General features: G+C 41.8%; 17 protein-coding genes and 1 pseudogene. 4 read left to right on the forward strand and 14 right to left on the reverse strand.

Annotation, left to right across the window (positions count from 1 at the left end):
* The 5 genes and pseudogenes from DXC10_RS01885 to ychF all read right to left on the reverse strand — a co-directional run bounded on the left by DXC10_RS01885 (position 1) and on the right by ychF (position 4,349).
* Positions 1–822, reverse strand: coding sequence for a hypothetical protein (locus DXC10_RS01885; RefSeq protein WP_101542046.1), 822 nt, complete (start codon positions 820–822; stop codon positions 1–3).
* Positions 823–1,207: 385 nt separating this feature from the next.
* A complete protein-coding gene (gene lgt, locus DXC10_RS01890) occupies positions 1,208–2,050 on the reverse strand; it encodes a prolipoprotein diacylglyceryl transferase (protein ID WP_101542047.1) in 843 nt (280 codons plus the stop codon).
* 95 nt (positions 2,051–2,145) lie between these two features.
* Positions 2,146–3,090 (reverse strand): ketopantoate reductase family protein, encoded by a 945-nt coding sequence (locus DXC10_RS01895; RefSeq protein ID WP_101542048.1) that lies wholly within the window; start codon positions 3,088–3,090, stop codon positions 2,146–2,148.
* A gap of 22 nt (positions 3,091–3,112) precedes the next feature.
* Positions 3,113–3,211 (reverse strand): annotated as a pseudogene (locus DXC10_RS01900) (carboxypeptidase regulatory-like domain-containing protein); the annotation flags it as partial.
* A gap of 34 nt (positions 3,212–3,245) precedes the next feature.
* Entirely contained in the window at positions 3,246–4,349 is a 1,104-nt protein-coding gene (ychF, locus tag DXC10_RS01905; protein WP_101542049.1) for a redox-regulated ATPase YchF, read from the reverse strand.
* A 183-nt stretch (positions 4,350–4,532) separates the two neighbouring features.
* On the opposite strand from ychF, the gene DXC10_RS01910 reads away from it, so the two are divergent.
* Positions 4,533–4,976, forward strand: a complete 444-nt coding sequence (locus tag DXC10_RS01910) for an N-acetyltransferase (protein WP_101542425.1) — start codon at positions 4,533–4,535, stop codon at positions 4,974–4,976.
* 145 nt (positions 4,977–5,121) lie between these two features.
* On the opposite strand, the gene DXC10_RS01915 is transcribed toward DXC10_RS01910, so the two are convergent.
* The gene (locus DXC10_RS01915) at positions 5,122–5,748 is read right to left on the reverse strand and encodes an HD domain-containing protein (protein WP_101542050.1); all 627 of its coding nucleotides are present in this window, start codon (positions 5,746–5,748) and stop codon (positions 5,122–5,124) included.
* Between the two features lie 161 nt (positions 5,749–5,909).
* Between DXC10_RS01915 and DXC10_RS01920 the strand changes: the two genes are divergently transcribed.
* Both DXC10_RS01920 and DXC10_RS01925 read left to right on the forward strand, forming a co-directional pair.
* A complete protein-coding gene (locus DXC10_RS01920) occupies positions 5,910–8,180 on the forward strand; it encodes a GH92 family glycosyl hydrolase (RefSeq protein WP_101542051.1) in 2,271 nt (756 codons plus the stop codon).
* Positions 8,181–8,193: 13 nt separating this feature from the next.
* Positions 8,194–9,924 carry a hypothetical protein gene (locus DXC10_RS01925; protein ID WP_101542052.1) on the forward strand — a complete coding sequence of 577 codons (1,731 nt, stop codon included), beginning with the start codon at positions 8,194–8,196 and terminating at the stop codon, positions 9,922–9,924.
* A 103-nt stretch (positions 9,925–10,027) separates the two neighbouring features.
* Here the strand turns inward: DXC10_RS01925 and DXC10_RS01930 are convergent, their stop codons facing one another.
* The gene (locus DXC10_RS01930; protein WP_101542057.1) at positions 10,028–10,411 is read right to left on the reverse strand and encodes a DUF3836 domain-containing protein; all 384 of its coding nucleotides are present in this window, start codon (positions 10,409–10,411) and stop codon (positions 10,028–10,030) included.
* Between the two features lie 276 nt (positions 10,412–10,687).
* On the reverse strand, positions 10,688–13,540 hold the full coding sequence (gene polA / locus DXC10_RS01935) for a DNA polymerase I (RefSeq protein WP_101542058.1): 2,853 nt from the start codon (positions 13,538–13,540) through the stop codon (positions 10,688–10,690).
* Positions 13,541–13,628: 88 nt separating this feature from the next.
* Between polA and DXC10_RS01940 the strand changes: the two genes are divergently transcribed.
* The gene (locus DXC10_RS01940; protein WP_101542059.1) at positions 13,629–14,603 is read left to right on the forward strand and encodes a polyprenyl synthetase family protein; all 975 of its coding nucleotides are present in this window, start codon (positions 13,629–13,631) and stop codon (positions 14,601–14,603) included.
* A 10-nt stretch (positions 14,604–14,613) separates the two neighbouring features.
* Here the strand turns inward: DXC10_RS01940 and DXC10_RS01945 are convergent, their stop codons facing one another.
* The 6 genes from DXC10_RS01945 to DXC10_RS01970 all read right to left on the reverse strand — a co-directional run bounded on the left by DXC10_RS01945 (position 14,614) and on the right by DXC10_RS01970 (position 19,896).
* On the reverse strand, positions 14,614–15,315 hold the full coding sequence (locus DXC10_RS01945; protein WP_233519846.1) for a DUF1266 domain-containing protein: 702 nt from the start codon (positions 15,313–15,315) through the stop codon (positions 14,614–14,616).
* 336 nt (positions 15,316–15,651) lie between these two features.
* Positions 15,652–16,554 carry a deoxyribose-phosphate aldolase gene (gene deoC, locus DXC10_RS01950; RefSeq protein ID WP_101542060.1) on the reverse strand — a complete coding sequence of 301 codons (903 nt, stop codon included), beginning with the start codon at positions 16,552–16,554 and terminating at the stop codon, positions 15,652–15,654.
* Positions 16,541–16,879 carry a nucleotide pyrophosphohydrolase gene (locus DXC10_RS01955; protein WP_101542061.1) on the reverse strand — a complete coding sequence of 113 codons (339 nt, stop codon included), beginning with the start codon at positions 16,877–16,879 and terminating at the stop codon, positions 16,541–16,543. Before DXC10_RS01955 ends, deoC begins: the two co-directional genes overlap by 14 nt.
* Positions 16,879–17,331 (reverse strand): D-aminoacyl-tRNA deacylase, encoded by a 453-nt coding sequence (dtd, locus tag DXC10_RS01960; protein WP_101542062.1) that lies wholly within the window; start codon positions 17,329–17,331, stop codon positions 16,879–16,881. The genes DXC10_RS01955 and dtd overlap by 1 nt, the downstream gene beginning before the upstream one ends.
* Before the next feature lie 64 nt (positions 17,332–17,395).
* Positions 17,396–19,216 carry an excinuclease ABC subunit UvrC gene (gene uvrC, locus DXC10_RS01965; RefSeq protein ID WP_101542063.1) on the reverse strand — a complete coding sequence of 607 codons (1,821 nt, stop codon included), beginning with the start codon at positions 19,214–19,216 and terminating at the stop codon, positions 17,396–17,398.
* Positions 19,217–19,371: 155 nt separating this feature from the next.
* Positions 19,372–19,896: an adenine phosphoribosyltransferase gene (locus DXC10_RS01970; protein ID WP_180949162.1), complete on the reverse strand. Its 525-nt coding sequence runs from the start codon at positions 19,894–19,896 to the stop codon at positions 19,372–19,374.
* Positions 19,897–19,922 lie beyond the last annotated feature (26 nt).

Genomic DNA, 19,922 nt, shown 5'->3' on the forward strand with positions numbered 1-19,922 from the left:
TTAATAAGTGGGATGCGAATTTGTCTCGTTTACATGTACATTATTTATATATTCTACATCATCCATCCAGTTGTAAGTAATATAATAACAATGTTGCTCAGGATATTTACATTGTGAACTATAAAAATAAACGGTGGCATACCCTTCATATATATTATTCAGCTCGATAGGATCTCCCAAAATATATCCGCCACCATCAGGGAAGTTACTATTGTCATCTTCGTCTCCGGGAATATGTATCCTCGTGGTATAACTGTCGATAACCATTTTAAAAGGATTTTTTTCAGGATCGTATTCATCGTATTCACTATCGTTACAGAATATATATAATTTTCCATTTATACATTCAAATGAGTGTGAATAGTATTCTCTTCCACAATTAGTCCCTATTTCTATGGGGCCGATATCTTCGGGTTTTTCCCCTGCTTCTACCATATAATATCTACTGCAAGTACAATTATAATCAGTACATGATACTTCTATTTGGACATATGTATATCCGTTATCATTGATTTTAACATCTTGGCTTGAATTGTTTGAGAGTGATAGCCAGGCATTGCCTATAGAAGTTCCTGTATAACTGACATGGAAATTAGTACAACTATATGTTTCGTTGGGTGTAAAAGTCAGAGTTATTTCTCCGGTATCATCGTTTGTTTCTATATGACAATTGGGTAAACAACCGCCACCGAAACCATTACAATTGGAATTCATGCTTCGCAGATTAGCTACTTTTGAAACATTTTCTACTTCACTACTACTATCACAACTAGCTATTGTGATTATTGTAATAATCGTAATTAAGTAATAAATCTGTTTCATAGCATGTAAGATTAAAGTCTGAATATACAAAAAATATAACAAGTAAGTATTCTTTTGTTATTAATTAACTAAATAGGCTATAAATGTTTCGTGGTGGTATGTAGAATTAAATTTATATTTAAGTGGTAGTTGAATTTATTTCATAATATGTAGCAATATCAATATTTAGAGTAATCGGTTGTCTCTGCGGTATCTTTGGGTACGGAATTCTTTTATGCGTTCTGAAAAACATTTGTTTGTTTTAAAAGCTATGAATTAGCAACAATTTGATCATAATATGTTTTCTACAGCTCTATACATAAAGAAAAAACAAAGCATAACGAATTCTATATTATTTAATTCGCTATGCTTTATTCTAATTTATACTTTCGTTATGAGCGTAGTTTTATTTCTTTCTTTTCCCGTAGAAACACATGAAATAGATACCGATAATAATGAAAGGAATGCTCAGCCATTGTCCCATATTCAGTCTCATACTGTCTTCAAAGTTTACTTGGTTCTCTTTCAAGAACTCGATGAAGAAGCGGAATACGAATATTTCCGTCAAGCAAAGGCCGAAGTAGAAACCACGATGATAGGGGAGGGAGACCTGTTTTTTCAGTCCCCGTTTATACAGGTAAACCATTCCCAGGAAGAAGATAAAATAAGCGATTGCTTCGTAAAGCTGCGCCGGATGGCGGGGAAGCATATCTACCCGTTCAAAGACGAAAGCCCAAGGCACATCGGTGGGCTGGCCGATGATTTCAGAATTCATCAGGTTGGCCAGACGGATGCAGCACGCTGTGATAGGTGTAGCCACAGCGATCATATCGAGCACATCCATGTAATGCATCTTGGTCTTGCGGCAATAGAGCCATAGGGAGATAATCAAGCCTAATGTACCGCCATGACTGGCAAGCCCTTCATATCCGGTCCATTTCCAACCGCCGTCGGGCAGGAACTTTACCGGAAGTATCATTTCCCAAAAGTGGTTCAGATAGTAGTCGGGCTGATAGAACAGGCAATGTCCCAACCGTGCTCCAATCAGTATGCCGAAAAAACAATAAAAGAACAACGGTTCAAACTTCTTTTCATCAATCTTTCTGTCACGGTATTGACGGTGGACTATTACGTAAGCGAGTGCGATACCTATAACCCATAGTAGACCGTAATAACGGATTGGGATACTTCCGAAGAGATTAAACAGTTCGGGATTAGGGTTCCAGTTGATGGAGAATAATGCTAGCATATTGTTGAAGGAATAGAGTTATTAACTTGATTATGCAGCAAAGTTAGAAAATAATCTTGTTTACTTGCCAATTTAGGTTAATATGTATGTGATTTTTATTTAAACTTCTCCGCCACCATCCTGTACGTCGGAACTTCAATTCCTTGTTCCTCCGCTGCCGCAATCATGTCGAAAAGTAACCCCTGCACTTCACTCTCGTGTCCTCTCGCCATATCTTTCTGCATGGAAGCGGTACTTTCGGGCGCGAGTTTGTCGATAACTTTAAGATTATATTCTACAATATCCTCCTTAAATTCAATGCCTGATTTCCGTCCCAATGCAGCGCTTTCTTGAGAAAGGCCGATAAAAGTATCGCGTACTTTACCCGGCTTCTGGACTTCCCCCATAGGCACGTCGTAGTAAGCTCCTGTCACAGCCATGGCAGAGATGAAAGACCATTTTACGAACGTATCCCGGTTGATATCGGGGGATATTTCGGCTTTGATGCCACTTTCCTGTAAATCACGTTGCACGGCTTCCAATGTTTCACGGGAAACATCAGTGCCCCGGTGTGCCCCGTAGACCAGACGGAATATCTTGCCCATTTGCGTAATTTCCCCTTTTCCCGAAACGAAACCTACGATGTAGATGCAACCGTCCAGTACCGTTACGTCCGGAACCAGACGCTGGATGCGGGGGCCCGTACCGTAAACGTTCAAGATAGGAATAACTACCGTATTTTCGTGAGAAGCGCGTTTGATAAGTTCCGTAATGGAGTCTACCGAATACCCTTTGACGCATACGAAGATGACATCTGCCTTGTAGCCGGCCGATGAAGAAGCGAGAGCGGCATATTCTTCCGCCGTATAAGCGGGCGTCTTCAGCGTATGTTCGCCCTTCAGGTCGGAATGTAGCCGCAAACCATGCTCACGTATGGCGGCAAGATGTTCGCCGCGTGCAATGCAAGTAACGTCTTTTCCGGCCAATGCAAGGAAACCGGCAATACTGCCACCTACGCCGCCGGTACCTGCAATGAGATACTTTAATCTATTATTTGCCATTTGAGGTTTCTTATTAGGATTGTTACTTAACGTAGTTTTCTTTCTCCATATAGTAAAACTCTTCGCCCCGGTCTCCATTTTCCAGATCGGTCAGCTCGACTTGAAAGATACGATAAGGAAGGTCTTTTTCAGGACTTTTGGCCGCCCCGTTCTTCTTATACATTGAACCGGAAATGCATGATGTCCCCATCCTGCACCACGTATTCCTTGCCTTCAACACCCAGCTTACCGGCTTCGCGTACCGCGACCTCACTGCCATATTTGATGTAGTCTTCGTATTTGATGACCTCTGCACGGATAAATCCCTTTTCAAAGTCCGTATGGATAACTCCGGCGCATTGCGGGGCTTTCCAGCCTTTGTGATAAGTCCACGCCTTTACTTCCATTTCTCCGGCGGTGATAAAGGTCTCCAGGTTCAGGAGGCTGTAGATGGCCTTAATCAGGCGGTTACAGCCGCTTTCCTTCAATCCGAGGTCTTCGAGGAACATCTGCTTTTCTTCGTACGTTTCCAATTCGGCGATGTCGGCCTCGGTCTGTGCGGAGATGATGATGAGTTCGGCATCCTCTCCCTTGATGGCTTCGCGTACTTGCTCCACGTATTGGTTGCCGGTGGCGGCACTGGTATCGTCTACATTGCAGACGTAGAGCACGGGTTTGGTGGTGAGCAGGAACATCTGTTTGGCGCACTGCTCTTCATCATCGTTTTGAGGTATTACAGTACGGGCACTCTGTCCTTGTTCCAATGCATCTTTGTAACGGAGCAGGAGATCGTATTCTATCTTTGCCATCTTGTCGCCACCTACTTTAGCTACTTTTTCCACGCGCTTGATGCGGTTTTCTACCGTGTCGAGGTCTTTCAGTTGCAGTTCGGTGTCGATGATTTCCTTGTCGCGCACGGGGTTTACCGAACCGTCCACATGCACGATGTTTCCGTTGTCGAAGCAACGCAACACATGGATGATGGCGTCACACTCGCGAATATTGCCCAAGAATTGGTTACCGAGGCCTTCGCCTTTGCTGGCACCTTTCACCAAACCGGCAATGTCGACAATATCGCATACGGCGGGTACGATACGTCCCGGATGAACCAGTTCGGCAAGACGGGTCAACCGCTCATCGGGTACGGATACTTGCCCCATTTGGGCGTCGATTGTACAAAACGGGAAATTTGCCGCTTGCGCTTTTGCACTGCTCAAGCAGTTGAAAAGAGTAGATTTTCCTACGTTGGGAAGTCCTACGATACCAGCTTTTAATGCCATAGTGTTATAGTATTTTTGTTATTATCAATTGATTATATCATTCTTTTTTGTCTCATTTTGGGGTGCAAAGATAATCAATTTTAGGCTAATGCGGTAATCTTCTTATACTTTCTCTTTTGTGGAATATCAGTTTTTAAGGAGGGAATACTTATCTTTGTTCACATGGATAAAATGGAAAAGATTATGAACCTGTCTTTGGTTATTGCCAATAAAAAGCAGTATTTGGATTTACTGTTGCTTGCCGATGAGCAAGAGTCCATGATCGACCGTTACTTGGAACGGGGCGAAATGTTTGTGCTCGAAGATCGGGGCGTTAAAGCCGTTTGTGTGGTTACCGACGAAGGAAGCGGTGTTTGTGAACTGAAAAACTTGGCTGTTACTCCTGATTTCCAACGGCAGGGATATGGAAGGACAATGATAAACTATCTGATAAATCACTATTCGGGAAGATATACTCAAATGATAGTCGGGACCGGAGATGTTCCGGGGACAACCGGATTTTATAAAAGTTGCGGTTTTGAATATTCCCACCGTATCGAGAACTTTTTTACCGATAATTACGACCATCCTATAGTGGAAGAGGGCATATTATTAAAAGATATGATATACCTGAAGCAAAGCCTTTAAATTCATCCCTTTAATGCCAGTATTGTGCCAATAGAGTGGCACAACTTTGCCATCATATTGGCATGCTTGTGCCACCCTATTGGCAAGGCTTTGCCACTTTATTGGCACAAAGTCGGCAATGGTAGGGAAGGAAAATCCCTTTTCTCTATCGTCTTTCCTCGGCATATAGCCGGTGGAAGACAGACTTCAGCAACGTTTCATCAGCAATGATGGTTTGCAGTTCTTTCAGCCGTTCTGCATTTTTGGAATTAGGGAACCAAAGTTTCAGATAGCCGCCCGGTGCATACTTTTCCATCAGATGTTTGTGGAACCGTAGGTAGTGCCATTCCTCATCTGTCGTAGGGTTTTGCTTCAGACCATATTGCACGGTGCGGCGCAGGGTGATGTCCGGGTCAATAATACGGTCGGCTTCGGCAACGATTTTGCCATAGATACTGCGGGGCTCATGGTCGGTAGATGCCCGGTGGTCTTCTACGGCTTCTTTCATCGTTTGTATTTCTTCCTCTGAGAACCATTGATGCAGGGTATCATCTGCCGCCAGTATCTCTCCGGACAAAAGATGATGTGTGGCCCGGTCGCGGCAGAGCCCTGTGTCATGATAAGCCGCGATAGTATAGACCATGCGCTCGTCGGTTTCGGGATGTTGGCGGGCAAGTGCCAGACTTTCGTCAATAACGGTTTCCACATGCGACAAATTGTGTGCTTTATCAAAATCTTTGTATCGGGGGATGATTTCTGTTTCTATGTAACGAATAAGTTCTTGAGGTATCATATTTATTTTTTTTATTGGCACAAAGGTAGGGCTTTATTTATCTGTGTGTTTCTTTATAATATAGTTTTTGGCTGTTTCGGATATTTGCTTTATTTTTGCTTATATATCAGTATGGGATGTAAAATGCTGGTGTATCAACAATCAAACACGACACGGTATTTATGAAATTGTATGCAGGCGTATTGTGCGCATTGTTGCTGTCGGGTAACCTGATGGCACAAACAGGGAAATTTGGGGACTATGTAAATCCGCTTATCGGTACAGATGTACAGCGGCATGCCCGGGGAGATAAAGCTCCGTCGGAAGAAAAAGGCCAGACTATGCCCGCTGTGGGAGTACCCAATGGAATGACGAATTGGGTGGCGCAGACGCTGGAAGGTGAACGTAAATGTAATCCTCCGTATTATTATTATCACAACGAAATTCAGGGTTTCAGGGCAAGTCACTGGATAAGCGGTTCGTGTACGCAAGATTATGGAAGTGTCACCCTAATGCCGATGGTGGGAGAGTTGAAGACGGATGCCCGGGAACGTGCTTCACACTTCGGCCATGATAAAGAAATGGCAAAGCCCTCTTGTTATGAGGTAACTTTGGAGGACTACCGAATTCGTGCGGAGATGACCGGTCTTTCTCATGCGGGAATGATGCGGTTTAATTTTCCCCCGGATGAAGGAGAACGGTATATCGTTATTGAGCCGAACAGTGATAAAAAACAGGGATATATCAGAATTGATACGAAAAACAGGGAAGTGACCGGTTATAATCCCGCCTATCGTATTTATCAGGGAGGTGGTAAGAGTGCCGGTTTCAGTGGATATTTTGTAGTCAAGTTTGAAACCGATTTCGATACCTTCGGCGTGTGGAAAGACAGTATGGTTGTAGTGGGACAAACGGAAATTGAGGGTAAAGGATGTGAAGTAGGCGCTTGGATAAAGCTGTCGGCCTTGAAGAACAATTGCATGAAGGTGAAGATAGGGACTTCCTTTACAAGTGTTGATAATGCCCGCGAGAACCTGGAGACGGAGATACCGGATTGGGATTTTGAGACAGTGAAATCCCGTTCGGCTGCCGACTGGGAAAAGGCTTTGGGACAGATAGCCGTAAAGGGTAATGATGAAAAAAAGAAAACGCAATTCTATACGGCTCTTTATAATGCCCGTATGCTTCCGCGTACGTTCAGTGATGTCAAAGGATACTATCCCGGTTTTGCGGAAAAGCATACTGTGCATCAGGCAAAAGGGTTTTCCTATTACTGTGACTTTTCTATGTGGGATATTTATAGGGCTGTATTACCGCTTTATACCATTCTAAGTCCTTCTATAGTGGGGGATTTCTCAAAATCATTTATTCTAAAAGGGCAGCAAGGCGGATGGTTACCTATTTTCCCGTTGTGGAACAATTATACCGCGGCGATGATTGGCGACCATGGTATCGCGATGCTGGGTGACGCTATTGTAAAAGACATTCCGGGTTTTGACTATGAGGAGGCTTACCGATTGATGCGTAAGAATGCGTTCCAGGTAAATACGGATAAAAAAAGTTATGTGGAAGGTAAAGGGCGCAGAGCACTGGACTCTTATCTGCAATATGATTATATACCATTGGAAGACAATGTGTGGGATGCATTTCATAAACGGGAACAGGTGTCGCGCACGTTGGAGTATGCTTATGATGATTTTGTCTTGTCGCAGGTTGCCTGCAAGCTTGGGAAGAAGGTTGATTATGAAGTATTGTCCCATAGGGCGATGAACTATAAGAACGTGATTGATCCTGAAACGGGATATGCCCGCGGACGGCATGCAGACGGTAAGTGGGTGGAACCTTTTGAATTTGATAAGTCCGCAGATTATATCTGTGAGGGTACGCCTTTTCACTATACCTGGTACGTGCCCCACGATGTGGAAGGGCTGATGAAACATATTGGTAAGGAACGCTTTATAAACCGGCTTGATACTTTCTTTGAGAAAGATTATTACTGGCACGGTAATGAGCCGGGGCATCATATCCCTTATCTTTTTGCATTGTCCGGTGAGCCATGGAAGACCCAGAAGTGGGTTCATAGAATACTGGAAAGGGAATATTATCCTGCACCGGACGGACTGAGTGGGAATGATGATGCCGGACAAATGTCGGCATGGCTGGTGTTCGGTATGATGGGCTTTTATCCGGTATGTCCCGGTTCACCGTATTATGTAATTGGAAGTCCCGGTTTTGAGGAAGTGGTCATCACTCTTGAGAGCGGCAGAGAATTCAGGGTTGAGGCGAAAGGATATTCGGAGAAGAATATCTATATCCAGTCAGCTACATTGAATGGGAAACCTTATAGCCGGTCTATCTTGTCGCATGAGGATATTATGAAAGGGGGTATTCTGTCGTTTGTAATGGGAAGTGAGCCCAATAAGCAGTGGGGAATTAACAAGAATATTAATTAACAGATAGAAGAGAATGAAAAAGTGGATATTATTGAGTATGGGTATTTGCTTGTCTTTACCTATTATTGCGCAGCAGTCAGAGAAAAAAGATTATCTGGTAATGGATATGGTACATCATAATCCGGGAGATGCCATGACGCAAACCGCTTTTCGCAATCCGGAGAAGTTGGCTTCTTTCGGGATGAATGGCATGGTTATCAATGAGTTTAAGTTTCCGCAGTGTGCCGTCAGTTTTTCTAAGTTCGACAAGCGTATCTTTCCGAAAGGTTCGGAAGAGAGGGCTTGGGTAGAAATGCTGACGAAGGAAATCAGGACTCAGATTGATGAATGTCACCGGAATGGTTTGCAAGCTTTCTACTTTACGGATATCATTGTGCTGCCTAAGAAACTGGTAGATCTTTATAAAGACGAGATATGCGACGAAGAAGGAAAGATTTCGTTCGAGAAGCCCAAGACATGGGAGATACACCGGGCGATGCTGAAGGAGTTGTTCGAGCGTTTTCCGGAAATGGATGGATTGGTCATTCGTACGGGTGAGACTTATACGCACAACATCCCGTATCATACGGGAAACGGACCGGTAGATTATAAAAAGAAGTATGACAAGAGCATCGAGATACATGCCAAGCTGATGAATTTGCTGAGGGAAGAGGTATGTGTGAAGCGGAATAAGAAGATTGTATACCGGACATGGGATTTTGGTTTCTTCCATGTCCGTCCGGACTATTATCTGGCCGTGACGGAACAGGTGGAACCGCATTCCAATCTCTATCTTGCCATCAAGCATACGAATGGTGATTATTTCAGGACTTTCCCTTTCAATAGAACGATTACTTTGGGAAAGCATAAGCAGGTGATAGAGGTACAATGCCAGCGAGAATACGAAGGAAAAGGAGCCTATCCGAACTACATGGCCGATGCTGTGATTAACGGGTTCGAGGAGACTAAGAATGATGCTGCGCCACGTTGTCTGAACGATATAAAAGACAATCCTCTCTTCTCCGGTGTGTGGACATGGTCGAGAGGGGGCGGTTGGTTTGGCCCTTATATTTCTAATGAACTCTGGTGCGACTTGAATACGTATGTAATGAGCCAGTGGGCGAAAAATCCCGACCGGGCAGAAAAAGAGATCTTCAATGAGTATGCATTAAAAATAGGGATTTCCGATGAGTCATTACCTTATTTCCGCAGATTGTGCCTTCTGACTCCCGATGCTATTATCCGGGGAAGAGGTTCGTTGATACACCCTGTCAGTGTTACGTGGACGCGCGATCATTATTTGGGGGGTACGAACCAATTGAAGAAAGTGTTCGACGCGATTTTGAAAAAAGGTAACGTTGACGAAGCTTTGTACGAGATGAAGCTTTCCGTTGCTCTTTGGGAAGAAATAGTAAAGCTTTCCCGGAGGGTGGAATGTAGCGATGAAGTAGTGGAGCATTATATCAGGACTTCTTCTTTGTATGGTTATTGGCTTTATAGAATTATGGAACAAGGCTGGATTGTGATGCTGAAGGGGTATCAGGGAGACCGGACAGGAGAATATGACCGGACAGCCATAAAACTGGCTATTGAAGAATATGACAAGTGTTGGAAGGAGTATCGTAAACTGAAAGAAGAAAACTCTGATTGCGCTACGCTTTATTATGATCAATATGTAAAGTTCAATATAGACGGTGTGAGGAACAAGATAGGCTTCATTGACGGTATGGGGGCGGCTGTGAACAAATACCGTACTCTTGAATAATGAATAAAAAGCGGCGGAATACACAATGTGCTCCGCCGCTTTTTATTTTATAAAGGTTTTGGTTAGTGTTAGTAGTAAAGTTTTTTGAGAGAGAAAGAATGAATTACATGTTCGGGTTGTCCATTGTTACCGTCATTTCGGGAACCAGGATGTATTCACCTTTCTTTTTGTTCCATTTATAGTAAGTAGTGGTAAGTGTCTTACCTTGATAGGCATAACGGATACACAAATCTTTGTTCCATGTATTCTCTGTACTGTTCCATTTCATAGTTTCATTTTCTGTCATGCGGTTTTGGTCGTCGTACTTATAGTTGTACTTCATGTAATTTGATAATGTACCACCATCCATCTTGTATACGGTTTGGCCAACCATTACGCCATTTACCTCTTCCGAATTGTAAATGAGGTTACTTTTATTGTCAGCTGACGCATTCATGCCACAAGCGAAAAGACAAGCAAATAAAATCAAATTTTTTAAAGTCTTCATGGATTTATGTTTTAGAGTTTAACTTACTATATTCTATCAATGTGTCATTGATTTCGCTGCAAAGGTACGTATTATATTGACATAATCTTAATTTTTGGTTTAAATATTATCAAAATGTCAATTTGATGAAGAAGAATATGCTTCCTTTTTGCTAAGATAGATGAACAAAAAATAGCCAGCAGAACGCTTGCCGGATATTCTTGTGAACAAACTGTATTTTAAACTGATTGCTTCTGTTGCTTTCTGATTGTAAGTTAAATAAAGTTATCGAACCGATTAATGGGCTTCCAACCAGTTTTTCCCCCATCCGCAATCGGCTTTCAGGGGTACGAGCATGCGATAAGCATGCTCCATCTCTTCGATTACAATTTGTTGCACAATCTCTTTTTCTGCCTCTGGAACGCTGAAATTTAGTTCGTCATGGACCTGTAAAATCATTTTTGCTTTCAGATTGTTACTTTGAAAGCGTTGATTGATGTGTGCCATGGCTACTTTGATGATATCGGCGGCGCTTCCCTGAATGGGGGCGTTGATGGCATTCCGCTCGGCGTAACCGCGGACAACGGCATTCCGGGAGTTGATGTCCGGCAGGAAGCGCTTGCGGTGGAAGATAGTTTCAACATAGCCGTTTTCGCGTGCCACTTGGATGCTTTTATCCATGTATTCCTTGACTTGGGGGTAAGTCTCAAAGTATCCGTCAATCAATTCCTTGGCTTCCTGACGGGAGACGTTCATGCGTTCTGCCAGTCCGAAGACAGAAATGCCATAGATGATACCGAAGTTGGCAGTCTTGGCTTTGCGGCGCATGTCGGCGGTTACTTCATTGATATTTACCTTGTATATCTTTGCGGCGGTGGCGGCGTGGATGTCGTAACCGCTGAGGAAGGCGTCTATCATATTTTTGTCTCCACTCAGATGAGCCATGATACGTAGTTCAATCTGTGAGTAGTCGGCAGAGAAAAACTTACAACCATCGTCCGGGATAAAAGCTTTACGGATTTCCTTACCGTCTTCATCGCGGATAGGGATGTTTTGCAGGTTCGGGTTACTGGAGCTGAGTCTCCCTGTGGCGGTTACTGCTTGGTTGAAAGAGGTATGTATTCGTCCGGTACGAGAGTTTATCAGTTGGGGTAGGGCGTCGATATAGGTGCTGAGCAATTTTTTCAGACCACGGTATTCCAATATCTTACCGATAATCTCGTGTTTGTTGCGGTAGGTCTGTAACACTTCTTCTGAGGTGACATACTGTCCGGTCTTGGTTTTTTTGGCTTTATCCACGATTTTCAGTTTGTCGAAGAGTATCTCGCCTACCTGTTTGGCGGAACTGATGTTGAATGTTTCGCCTGCCATTTCGTAGATGTTCTTTTCTATTTCCTGTAAACGGATAGTGAAGTGCTCCGATGATTGTTTCAAGGCTTCTGTGCTGATACGTACTCCGTTACTCTCTATATTGACAAGTACGGGGACAAGGGGCATTTCAATTTCATGGAATAAATGTTCTACATCTTGTTTCTTTAATTCCTTCTCCAATATATTTTTCAATTTCAGAGTGACGTCCGCATCTTCGCAGGCATAACGGTAAACATCTTCCGGAGGAAGGTCGCGCATGTTTTTCTGATTTTTTCCTTTGGCTCCGATGAGTTCGTCAATGTGGATGGTTTGATAGTGCAGGTAGATTTCCGCCAGATAGTCCATATTGTGACGAAGTTCCGGTTGCAGGACATAATGTGCGAGCATTGTATCAAAAAGTTTTCCCTTTACTTGAATGCCGTAATTTTTGAGGACTATCATATCATACTTGATATTTTGTCCTACTTTCAAAGATTTCTCATTTTCATAGAGGGGACGTAACTCATTTACTATTTTTAACGCTTCTTCCCGATTTGCCGGAACAGGTACGTAATAGGCCCTGTTTTCAGCGTCACTGAAACTCATTCCGACTAATTCTGCTTCCATCGGTTCGGTTCCTGTAGTTTCCGTATCTATTGAGAGAATTTCAGATGTAAGTAACTTTTGAATAATTTTTCCCCTTTTTTCTTCTGTATCAATAAGTTGGTAGTCTACATTGAGCATTTCTAACCGCGTTAGATTTGAATTTTTCGAGCCGTCTGTCCCATTGCCCGCAAAATTTGCAAACAAATCGCCTTGAACCGGATCATTTTTTTCAGGAGTGGCGGTCGGTTCTTGAGCAAATAGGGTTCCGGCAAATAGGTCAGGTGAGACCGAAGCTGGAGAAGGGGAGGAGGGGGTACTTGTTTTTTTAAGAACGCGATCGATGAGTGTACGAAATTCCAACTCCTCAAAAATCTTGCGAAGTTCTTCTTCGTTCGGTTCTTCACGGACAAGTGTATTCATGTCGAGCTTAATGGGAACATCGGTTTTGATAGTGGCGAGAAATTTGGAGAATATAATCATTTCCCGGTTATTCTCTACTTTGGTTTTGAGCGCACCTTTTAGTTGGTCGGTATGTTCAAGGAGATTTTCAATACTTCCGAACTCGGCAATCAGTTTTTGTGCGGTTTTCTCTCCCACGCCCGGACAACCGGGAATATTATCGGAAGAGTCGCCCATCAGTCCCAGCATATCGATAACCTGCGAAGTTGATTGGATATCAAATTTGGCTTTTACCTCTTCCACTCCCATTACTTCGAAACCACCACTATGTTTGGGACGATACATGAATGTTTTATCCGATACCAACTGTCCATAGTCCTTGTCGGGGGTCATCATATAAGTGATAATCCCTTGTTTACCGGCTTCAGTGGCAAGAGTACCTATTACGTCGTCGGCTTCGTAGCCGGAAACTTCCAGGATGGGGATGCGATAGGCACGAATGATATCCTTTATAATGGGTACAGAGAGACGGATAGCTTCGGGAGTTTCTTCCCGCTGCGCTTTATACTGTTCGTAGGCTTCATGACGGAATGTAGGTCCGGCAGGGTCGAACGCTACTCCTATGTGACTGGGATTTTCTTTTTTAAGCACTTCTTCCAGAGTATTTACAAAACCTAGGATGGCAGAGGTATTGAAGCCTTTTGAATTAATTCGCGGATTTTTGATGAATGCATAATAGGCACGATATATCAGTGCATATGCATCGAGTAGGAAAAGTTTATCGGTAGAATTCATAGATTTATCCTTTTTTTCATGGTAAAAGTACAAAAAAATACCGTATTAACCGTTTTATTACTATTTTTGTGCTCAAATAGCACGGTCTATGGAAAGTATATCCCTCATTAAATCCCCGATTTCTGTAGAATTGGAAGAGTTTAAGAAGCATTTTGATACTTCTCTCTCCAGTTCTAATCTTTTGTTGAATAGTGTAATTGCACATATCCGGCAAAAGAACGGGAAGATGATGCGTCCGATATTGGTGCTGTTGGCTGCAAAGCTTTATGGTGAGGTTTGTCCCGCTACATTGCATGCGGCAGTTGCTTTAGAACTTCTGCATAATGCCAGTTTGGTACATGATGATGTGGTGGATGAGAGTACCGAACGCCGGGGACAGCTTTCTGTAAATGCTATCTTTAATAATAAGGTAGCGGTGCTGTCGGGAGATTATTTGCTGGCTACGGCTTTGGTGGAAGTTGGTATGACTCGTAATTATGATATTATCGATGTCGTTTCCAATCTGGGACAAGATTTGGCGGAGGGGGAACTTTTGCAACTTTCCAATGTAAGTAATCCTCATTTTTCAGAAGATATTTACTTCGATGTTATTCGTAAGAAGACAGCAGTTTTATTTGCTGCTTGTACAAAAGCTGGTGCCCTGTCGGTGGGGGTAGATGGTGAAAAGGCTGAATATGCACGGTTGCTTGGTGAGTATATCGGTCTTTGTTTTCAGATAAAAGATGATATATTCGATTATTATGAGAGTAAGGAGATCGGTAAACCGACCGGTAATGATATGTTGGAAGGAAAGCTGACTTTGCCTGTTCTCTATGCATTGAATTCTACTGAGAATAGTACAGCACAAGCCATTGCCGTCAAAGTAAAGAGTGGAACGGCGTCTGATGAAGAAATAGCCCATTTAATCGACTTTGCCAAGCAGAATGGTGGTATTGAATACGCTATTCAAACGATGTATACTTATAAAGAAAAAGCACTTCAGTTGTTGTCTGTTGTTCCTGATACAGATGTAAAAAAAGCTCTTATTTCTTATCTTGATTATGTGATTGAGCGGGATAAATAAACCGTTTGAATTAAAACGGTGTATTTATCCATGGACTTTTTACATCTTTCATGGCAGAACAATAATATCCGATAACCTTTTTAAACTCATCTTCACCGGGATAATTTATCACCTGTCCTAATAAGTAGCTTTTACCTACTTCTTCCCAGGATGTAAAACATTCACGGCATTTCTTGTCTGCAAATTCAATATATTCCCATGCTTCTTTTTCATTGATAAGTTGGTAGTCGTAGGCGATACGGGCAAGGATTATCATCTTACTTAAGTCCCATGTCAATATACCTCGCTGTAGATCCTCGTTTGTGATGCGGAGGGTACTGTGGAATTGAATATATTGGAGAAAATTATTTAGGTTTCTGCAATACTGAACGAGACGTTCGATACCTATAAATCGTTCTTGAATGGCGGCTTCACGTTTTTCTTTTCCTTTGATGGACAAGAAAAGAGGAATCATGATATTATATGCACTTCGTTCACCTTCTTCTTTTAGAAAGTTGAATATTGATTGAATTTGAAGGGGTTCTTTTATTTTGGCTTTATCGGATAGGAGAGAGTCTAACAGTTTTTGATTGGCACCGGTAGTCAGACTGTTAGTATAAAACTGTTTTTGCTCTCCTGCTATTAGTCCGATGAACAGTGCGTGCTGATGATTTAAATCCGCAACTCCAGGCTGGGGATTAGTGTTGAAAAGTAATGTCTTTTTTGTTTCCATACTCTTGTCTTAATGTTTGTTACCAAAAGGCGTGAGAACTGTTGCCCTATATCTTTCCCGAGGTTTCGGCAAACCTTTTACGAGATACAAGCAACAGTCTCACGCGCCATTCGATATATAACAAGAGTATATACGTGAAAGTGCGTGAGACCCGTTTGCTTATTACCTTTCGTAATATGAAATTTTGCCGAATTTCGAGAAAAAGATAATAAATGAAACGTTCTCTAATACAATACTTTAGCCAAAACTCTATCGGCGTTCTATATCACAAAGATAGGAAAAGTTTTGGCTTTTCCTATCAATATTCTTTAGTTTTTATTAAGTAAATGTGGGTTCTTAAAAGAACTTCATTTCTTTGCCTTTTATTTCCGAGAGCAGTAGATTGGCAAGACGACTGGTTCCTAAGCGGAACAGCTTGTTATCCAACCATTCTTCGCCCAGAACTTCTTTGACAATTGTATAATATATCAATGCATCATTCACGCAATTAATGCCTCCTGCCGGTTTGAAACCAATCTTATTACCTGTCAGTGCATAATACTCTTTTATGGCCTGACACATCACGTAAGCAGCTTCGGGAGTGGCGGCTGGTTGCTGCTTGCCCGTAGAGGTCTTAATGAAATCGGCTCCTGCATACATGGATAGGATGGAGGCTTTTTTGATATTTGAAGCTGTCTTCAGTGCACCGGTTTCAAGAATAACTTTTAGGTGGTGCTCCTTGCATACATCTTTCAGTTCTTGTATTTCATCGCACATGGTTTCGTAGTCTTCGCTCAGGAATTTACCAATGGAAATCACGATATCTATTTCGTCGGCACCTTCCATAATTGCCATGGCAGTTTCGGCTACCTTCACTTCAATAAAGGTCTGTGAGGAGGGAAATCCAGCTGATACACAGGCTATATTTACATTTTCTACCTCCAATGTGTCCTTTACGATTTCTGCAAAATTGGGGTAAACACAAATGGCGGCTACATTTTTCAAATCAGGAAATTCCTCGTCGAATTGGTTCACTTTTTGTGTGAACTTCATTACGCTTTCATCGTTGTCCGAACTGTTCAATGTGGTGAGGTCAATGCAGTGAAACAAGAATTTCTTTACTTCCAGAGTGTTATTTGCTGGTACTTTCTCTGCAATAATCTTGGCAACTTGTGCAGCTACTTCTGCATCATCCAGCTGAGTGTTATACTTTGCCAAAGCGGCATCATACTTGTTCTGAGTAGCTTCATTTTTCTCCATGGTTTGATAATTTAGGGTTGTTGATATGTCTTGTCTGGTCACGTTTGGTTTTCTTCTCCATGGTGCGTGTAAAAGCTTCGGTAAGATTTACACCCGTTTGGTTTGCAATGCAGAGAAGTACCCAAAGGACATCTGCAATCTCTTCTTCTATATTGTCTTTTTCTCCTTCTTTGAAGGATTGGTCACCATATTTGCGAGACATTATGCGTGCCAATTCACCAACTTCTTCGGTTAATACAGCCATATTGGTGAGTTCGCTGAAGTAGCGTACTCCATATTTTTTAATCCAAAGGTCTACCTCTTTTTGTGCTTCTTCTAACGTCATTATTCCTTGTTTTTGGTATCGATACAAATGGTTACAGGGCCATCGTTCAATAGTTCTACTTTCATATCGGCACCAAATATACCAGTACCGACTTCTTTTCCTAATGCAAAACTTAGTTCTTTACAGAATTGTTCATACAATGGTACGGATATTTCCGGTTTTGCAGCCCGGATATAGGAGGGACGATTACCTTTCTTGGTAGATGCATGGAGAGTGAATTGGCTGATTACCAGTATTTCACCACTAATATCAAGTATAGATTTGTTCATCACGCCATTCTCGTCATCAAAAACACGCAAGTTGACAATCTTTTTGCATAGCCAGTCGATATCCTCTTGCCCATCGGTTTCTTCGATGCCTATCAATATCACGAAACCTTTGTTAATAGCAGACTTGCAGGTTCCATTGATGGTGACTGATGCATGTCCGGCACGTTGTATGACTACTCTCATATCTTTTATTGTTCTAATAAATTTTTAGGGTTACAAAGTTACGAATAAATTCGTAATTGTTTTTCTATTTGCTTGCAAAGTATTCCGCGATAATTTTTGCTTTAGCTTCACCAATAATCCTGATAATGTTTTCTTGTGGTGCTTCTTTGATTCGTTTTATACTCTTGAACTCTTTGAGTAGAGCATTCTTTGTCTTTTCTCCGATACCTTTTATTTCGTCTAAAGCAGAGGCTACCTGTCGTTTGCTACGCTTGTCACGGTGAAAAGTGATGGCAAAACGGTGTACTTCGTCTTGGATTTGTGTCAAAAGGCGGAAAAGTGGAGAATTTTGTTTAAGTCCGATAGTTTGTGGTGGAACTCCGTATAATAATTCCGAAGTACGATGTTTATCGTCTTTGGCGAGTCCGGCAATGGGAATATTAAGACCGAGTTCGTTTATCACCTCTTTTACGGCACTCATTTGACCTTTTCCACCATCGGTAATAAGGAGGTCGGGTAGGGGTAGGTTCTCCTCAAGAGCGCGCTGATAGCGCCTTTTTACGACTTCTTTCATGGAAGCATAGTCGTCGGGTCCTATTACGGTTTTTATATTATATTTTCGGTAATCTTTTTTGGAGGGTTTCCCTTTGATGAATACTACGCATGCGGCAACAGGGTCTGAGCCTTGTATATTGGAATTATCAAAGCATTCTATTTGCATTGGTAACCGGTCTAAGTGAAGTTCCTGTTGGATTTCTTTCAGTAAGCGTACTATTCGTTGTTCGGGGTTTAATTTTTCCGATTGTTTCAGACGGTCTGCTTTATATTGTTTTACGTTAAGAATGGATAGTTCTAATAGTTTCTTTTTATCTCCTCTTTGCGGAATAGTAAAAACAACATCTTTCAACTCTATATCCATTTCGAAAGGTACGATTATTTCACGAGAAAGGCTTTTGTAACGTTCCCGCATTTCGATAATCCCTAATGAGAGTAACTCCTCTTTTGTTTCGTTCAGTCGTTTCTTGTATTCGAAAGTAAAAGCCTGGTTAATGGCACCATTGGTGATGTGTAGATAATTGATGAAAGCTGATTTGCCGTCACTGTCTTCCTCAATAGCGAATACATCGATATTGTGCAATATATTGCTGACAACTTCTGATTTAGCCCGATAGCTTTCTATAAGTAGGTATTTCTCTTTGATTTTCTGTGCCTCCTCAAACTTCATTTCCGCGGCTAATTCCTGCATCTGTTGGAAAAGCATCCGTTCTACCTCCTGGGTGTTCCCTTTGAGGATCTCCTTGACTTCGGCTATATTTTTCAGATAATTTTCCAGGCTTTGCTTGCCTACACAGGGGCCAGCGCAGTTCTTGATGTGATATTCTAGACAAACATTGAATTTCCCTGCTCGTATGTTTTCAGGAGAGAGATTTAAATTACAAGTACGTAATGGATATAAATGTTTGATAAGGTCTAGTAAAGCATTCATGGAAGGAATATGACTGTAGGGACCATAATAAGAAGATCCATTCCTGATAATTCTCCTGGTTTTGAATACTCGAGGGAAATATTCATTTTGTACACAAATGGACGGGTAAGTCTTATCATCTTTCAGCAAGACATTGTATCGAGGCTTATATTTTTTGATGAGGTTGTTTTCGAGTAACAAAGCGTCTTCTTCAGTGTTGACTACGATATATCGAATATCTGCAATCTTACTCACTAACACCCGTGTCTTTCCCGGTTCGTGTTCCCTGTTGAAGTAGGAGGATACCCGTCTCTTCAAATTCTTCGCTTTTCCTACATATATAATCGTCCCTTCGGCATTTAGATATTGGTAAATTCCGGGACTCTCGGGAAGGTTTAATACGATACCCTTCAGATAATCGTTTGTTTTGAGTTCTTCCATTAGTTAAGTTATACAATATTAAGTATATGTAAAGACAAGAGATAGGTTGATAATTTAGTTATGTATGCTTAATAAAATGAGACCGGCAGAATATTTATGGTAGAATAGAAGGGCTTGCAAATCCCTTATACCATTTATTTTCCGACCTTCTAAATTTATAAAGAAAGTACTGACTCTACATTCACTTCATCCCCAAAGACTTCTTTTCCATGTAATTCTTTTAATTCAATGATAAAGTTCACATAAATTTTTTTAGGTTTCATCTTCTTTACTAATTTGCAAGCAGCTTCCATCGTTCCGCCCGTAGCTAATAAATCATCGTGTAATAAAACAATATCATCTTCGCTGATGGCATCTTTGTGGATTTGTACAGTGTCTTTGCCATACTCTTTATCATAACTTTCTTCAATTGTTTCTGCGGGTAACTTCCCCGGCTTACGGATAGGAACAAAACCTGCACCAAGACGGGTAGCTAAAATTGGCCCCATAATAAACCCTCTTGATTCTATGCCCACCACTTTGGTGATACCTTTGTTTTTATACATTTCATACAAAGTATCAGATAGCTCTTGTAAGGCTGCCGGATTTTTAAATAGGGTAGTCACGTCGTAAAATAGAATTCCCGGAATAGGAAAATCGGGAATTTCCCGGATACTTTTAGCAAGCATTTCTTTACTCATAATCAGTTTATTTAATGTATTTATTG

It is taken from the genome of Bacteroides sp. OM08-11, assembly GCF_003438665.1.
GTDB classification, from domain to species: domain Bacteria; phylum Bacteroidota; class Bacteroidia; order Bacteroidales; family Bacteroidaceae; genus Bacteroides; species Bacteroides cutis.

Coding starts and splice junctions, on each gene's coding strand:
- DXC10_RS01925 (WP_101542052.1), top strand. CDS start 8,194: ATGAAAAAGTGGATATTATTGAGTATGGGTATTTGCTTGTCTTTACCT.
- DXC10_RS01930 (WP_101542057.1), bottom strand. CDS start 10,411: ATGAAGACTTTAAAAAATTTGATTTTATTTGCTTGTCTTTTCGCTTGT.
- DXC10_RS01955 (WP_101542061.1), bottom strand. CDS start 16,879: ATGACGTTAGAAGAAGCACAAAAAGAGGTAGACCTTTGGATTAAAAAA.
- deoC (WP_101542060.1), bottom strand. CDS start 16,554: ATGGAGAAAAATGAAGCTACTCAGAACAAGTATGATGCCGCTTTGGCA.
- uvrC (WP_101542063.1), bottom strand. CDS start 19,216: ATGGAAGAACTCAAAACAAACGATTATCTGAAGGGTATCGTATTAAAC.
- DXC10_RS01920 (WP_101542051.1), top strand. CDS start 5,910: ATGAAATTGTATGCAGGCGTATTGTGCGCATTGTTGCTGTCGGGTAAC.
- DXC10_RS01895 (WP_101542048.1), bottom strand. CDS start 3,090: ATGGCAAATAATAGATTAAAGTATCTCATTGCAGGTACCGGCGGCGTA.
- DXC10_RS01940 (WP_101542059.1), top strand. CDS start 13,629: ATGGAAAGTATATCCCTCATTAAATCCCCGATTTCTGTAGAATTGGAA.
- DXC10_RS01970 (WP_180949162.1), bottom strand. CDS start 19,896: ATGAGTAAAGAAATGCTTGCTAAAAGTATCCGGGAAATTCCCGATTTT.
- DXC10_RS01910 (WP_101542425.1), top strand. CDS start 4,533: ATGAACCTGTCTTTGGTTATTGCCAATAAAAAGCAGTATTTGGATTTA.
- DXC10_RS01915 (WP_101542050.1), bottom strand. CDS start 5,748: ATGATACCTCAAGAACTTATTCGTTACATAGAAACAGAAATCATCCCC.
- dtd (WP_101542062.1), bottom strand. CDS start 17,331: ATGAGAGTAGTCATACAACGTGCCGGACATGCATCAGTCACCATCAAT.
- polA (WP_101542058.1), bottom strand. CDS start 13,540: ATGAATTCTACCGATAAACTTTTCCTACTCGATGCATATGCACTGATA.
- ychF (WP_101542049.1), bottom strand. CDS start 4,349: ATGGCATTAAAAGCTGGTATCGTAGGACTTCCCAACGTAGGAAAATCT.
- DXC10_RS01945 (WP_233519846.1), bottom strand. CDS start 15,315: ATGGAAACAAAAAAGACATTACTTTTCAACACTAATCCCCAGCCTGGA.
- lgt (WP_101542047.1), bottom strand. CDS start 2,050: ATGCTAGCATTATTCTCCATCAACTGGAACCCTAATCCCGAACTGTTT.
- DXC10_RS01885 (WP_101542046.1), bottom strand. CDS start 822: ATGAAACAGATTTATTACTTAATTACGATTATTACAATAATCACAATA.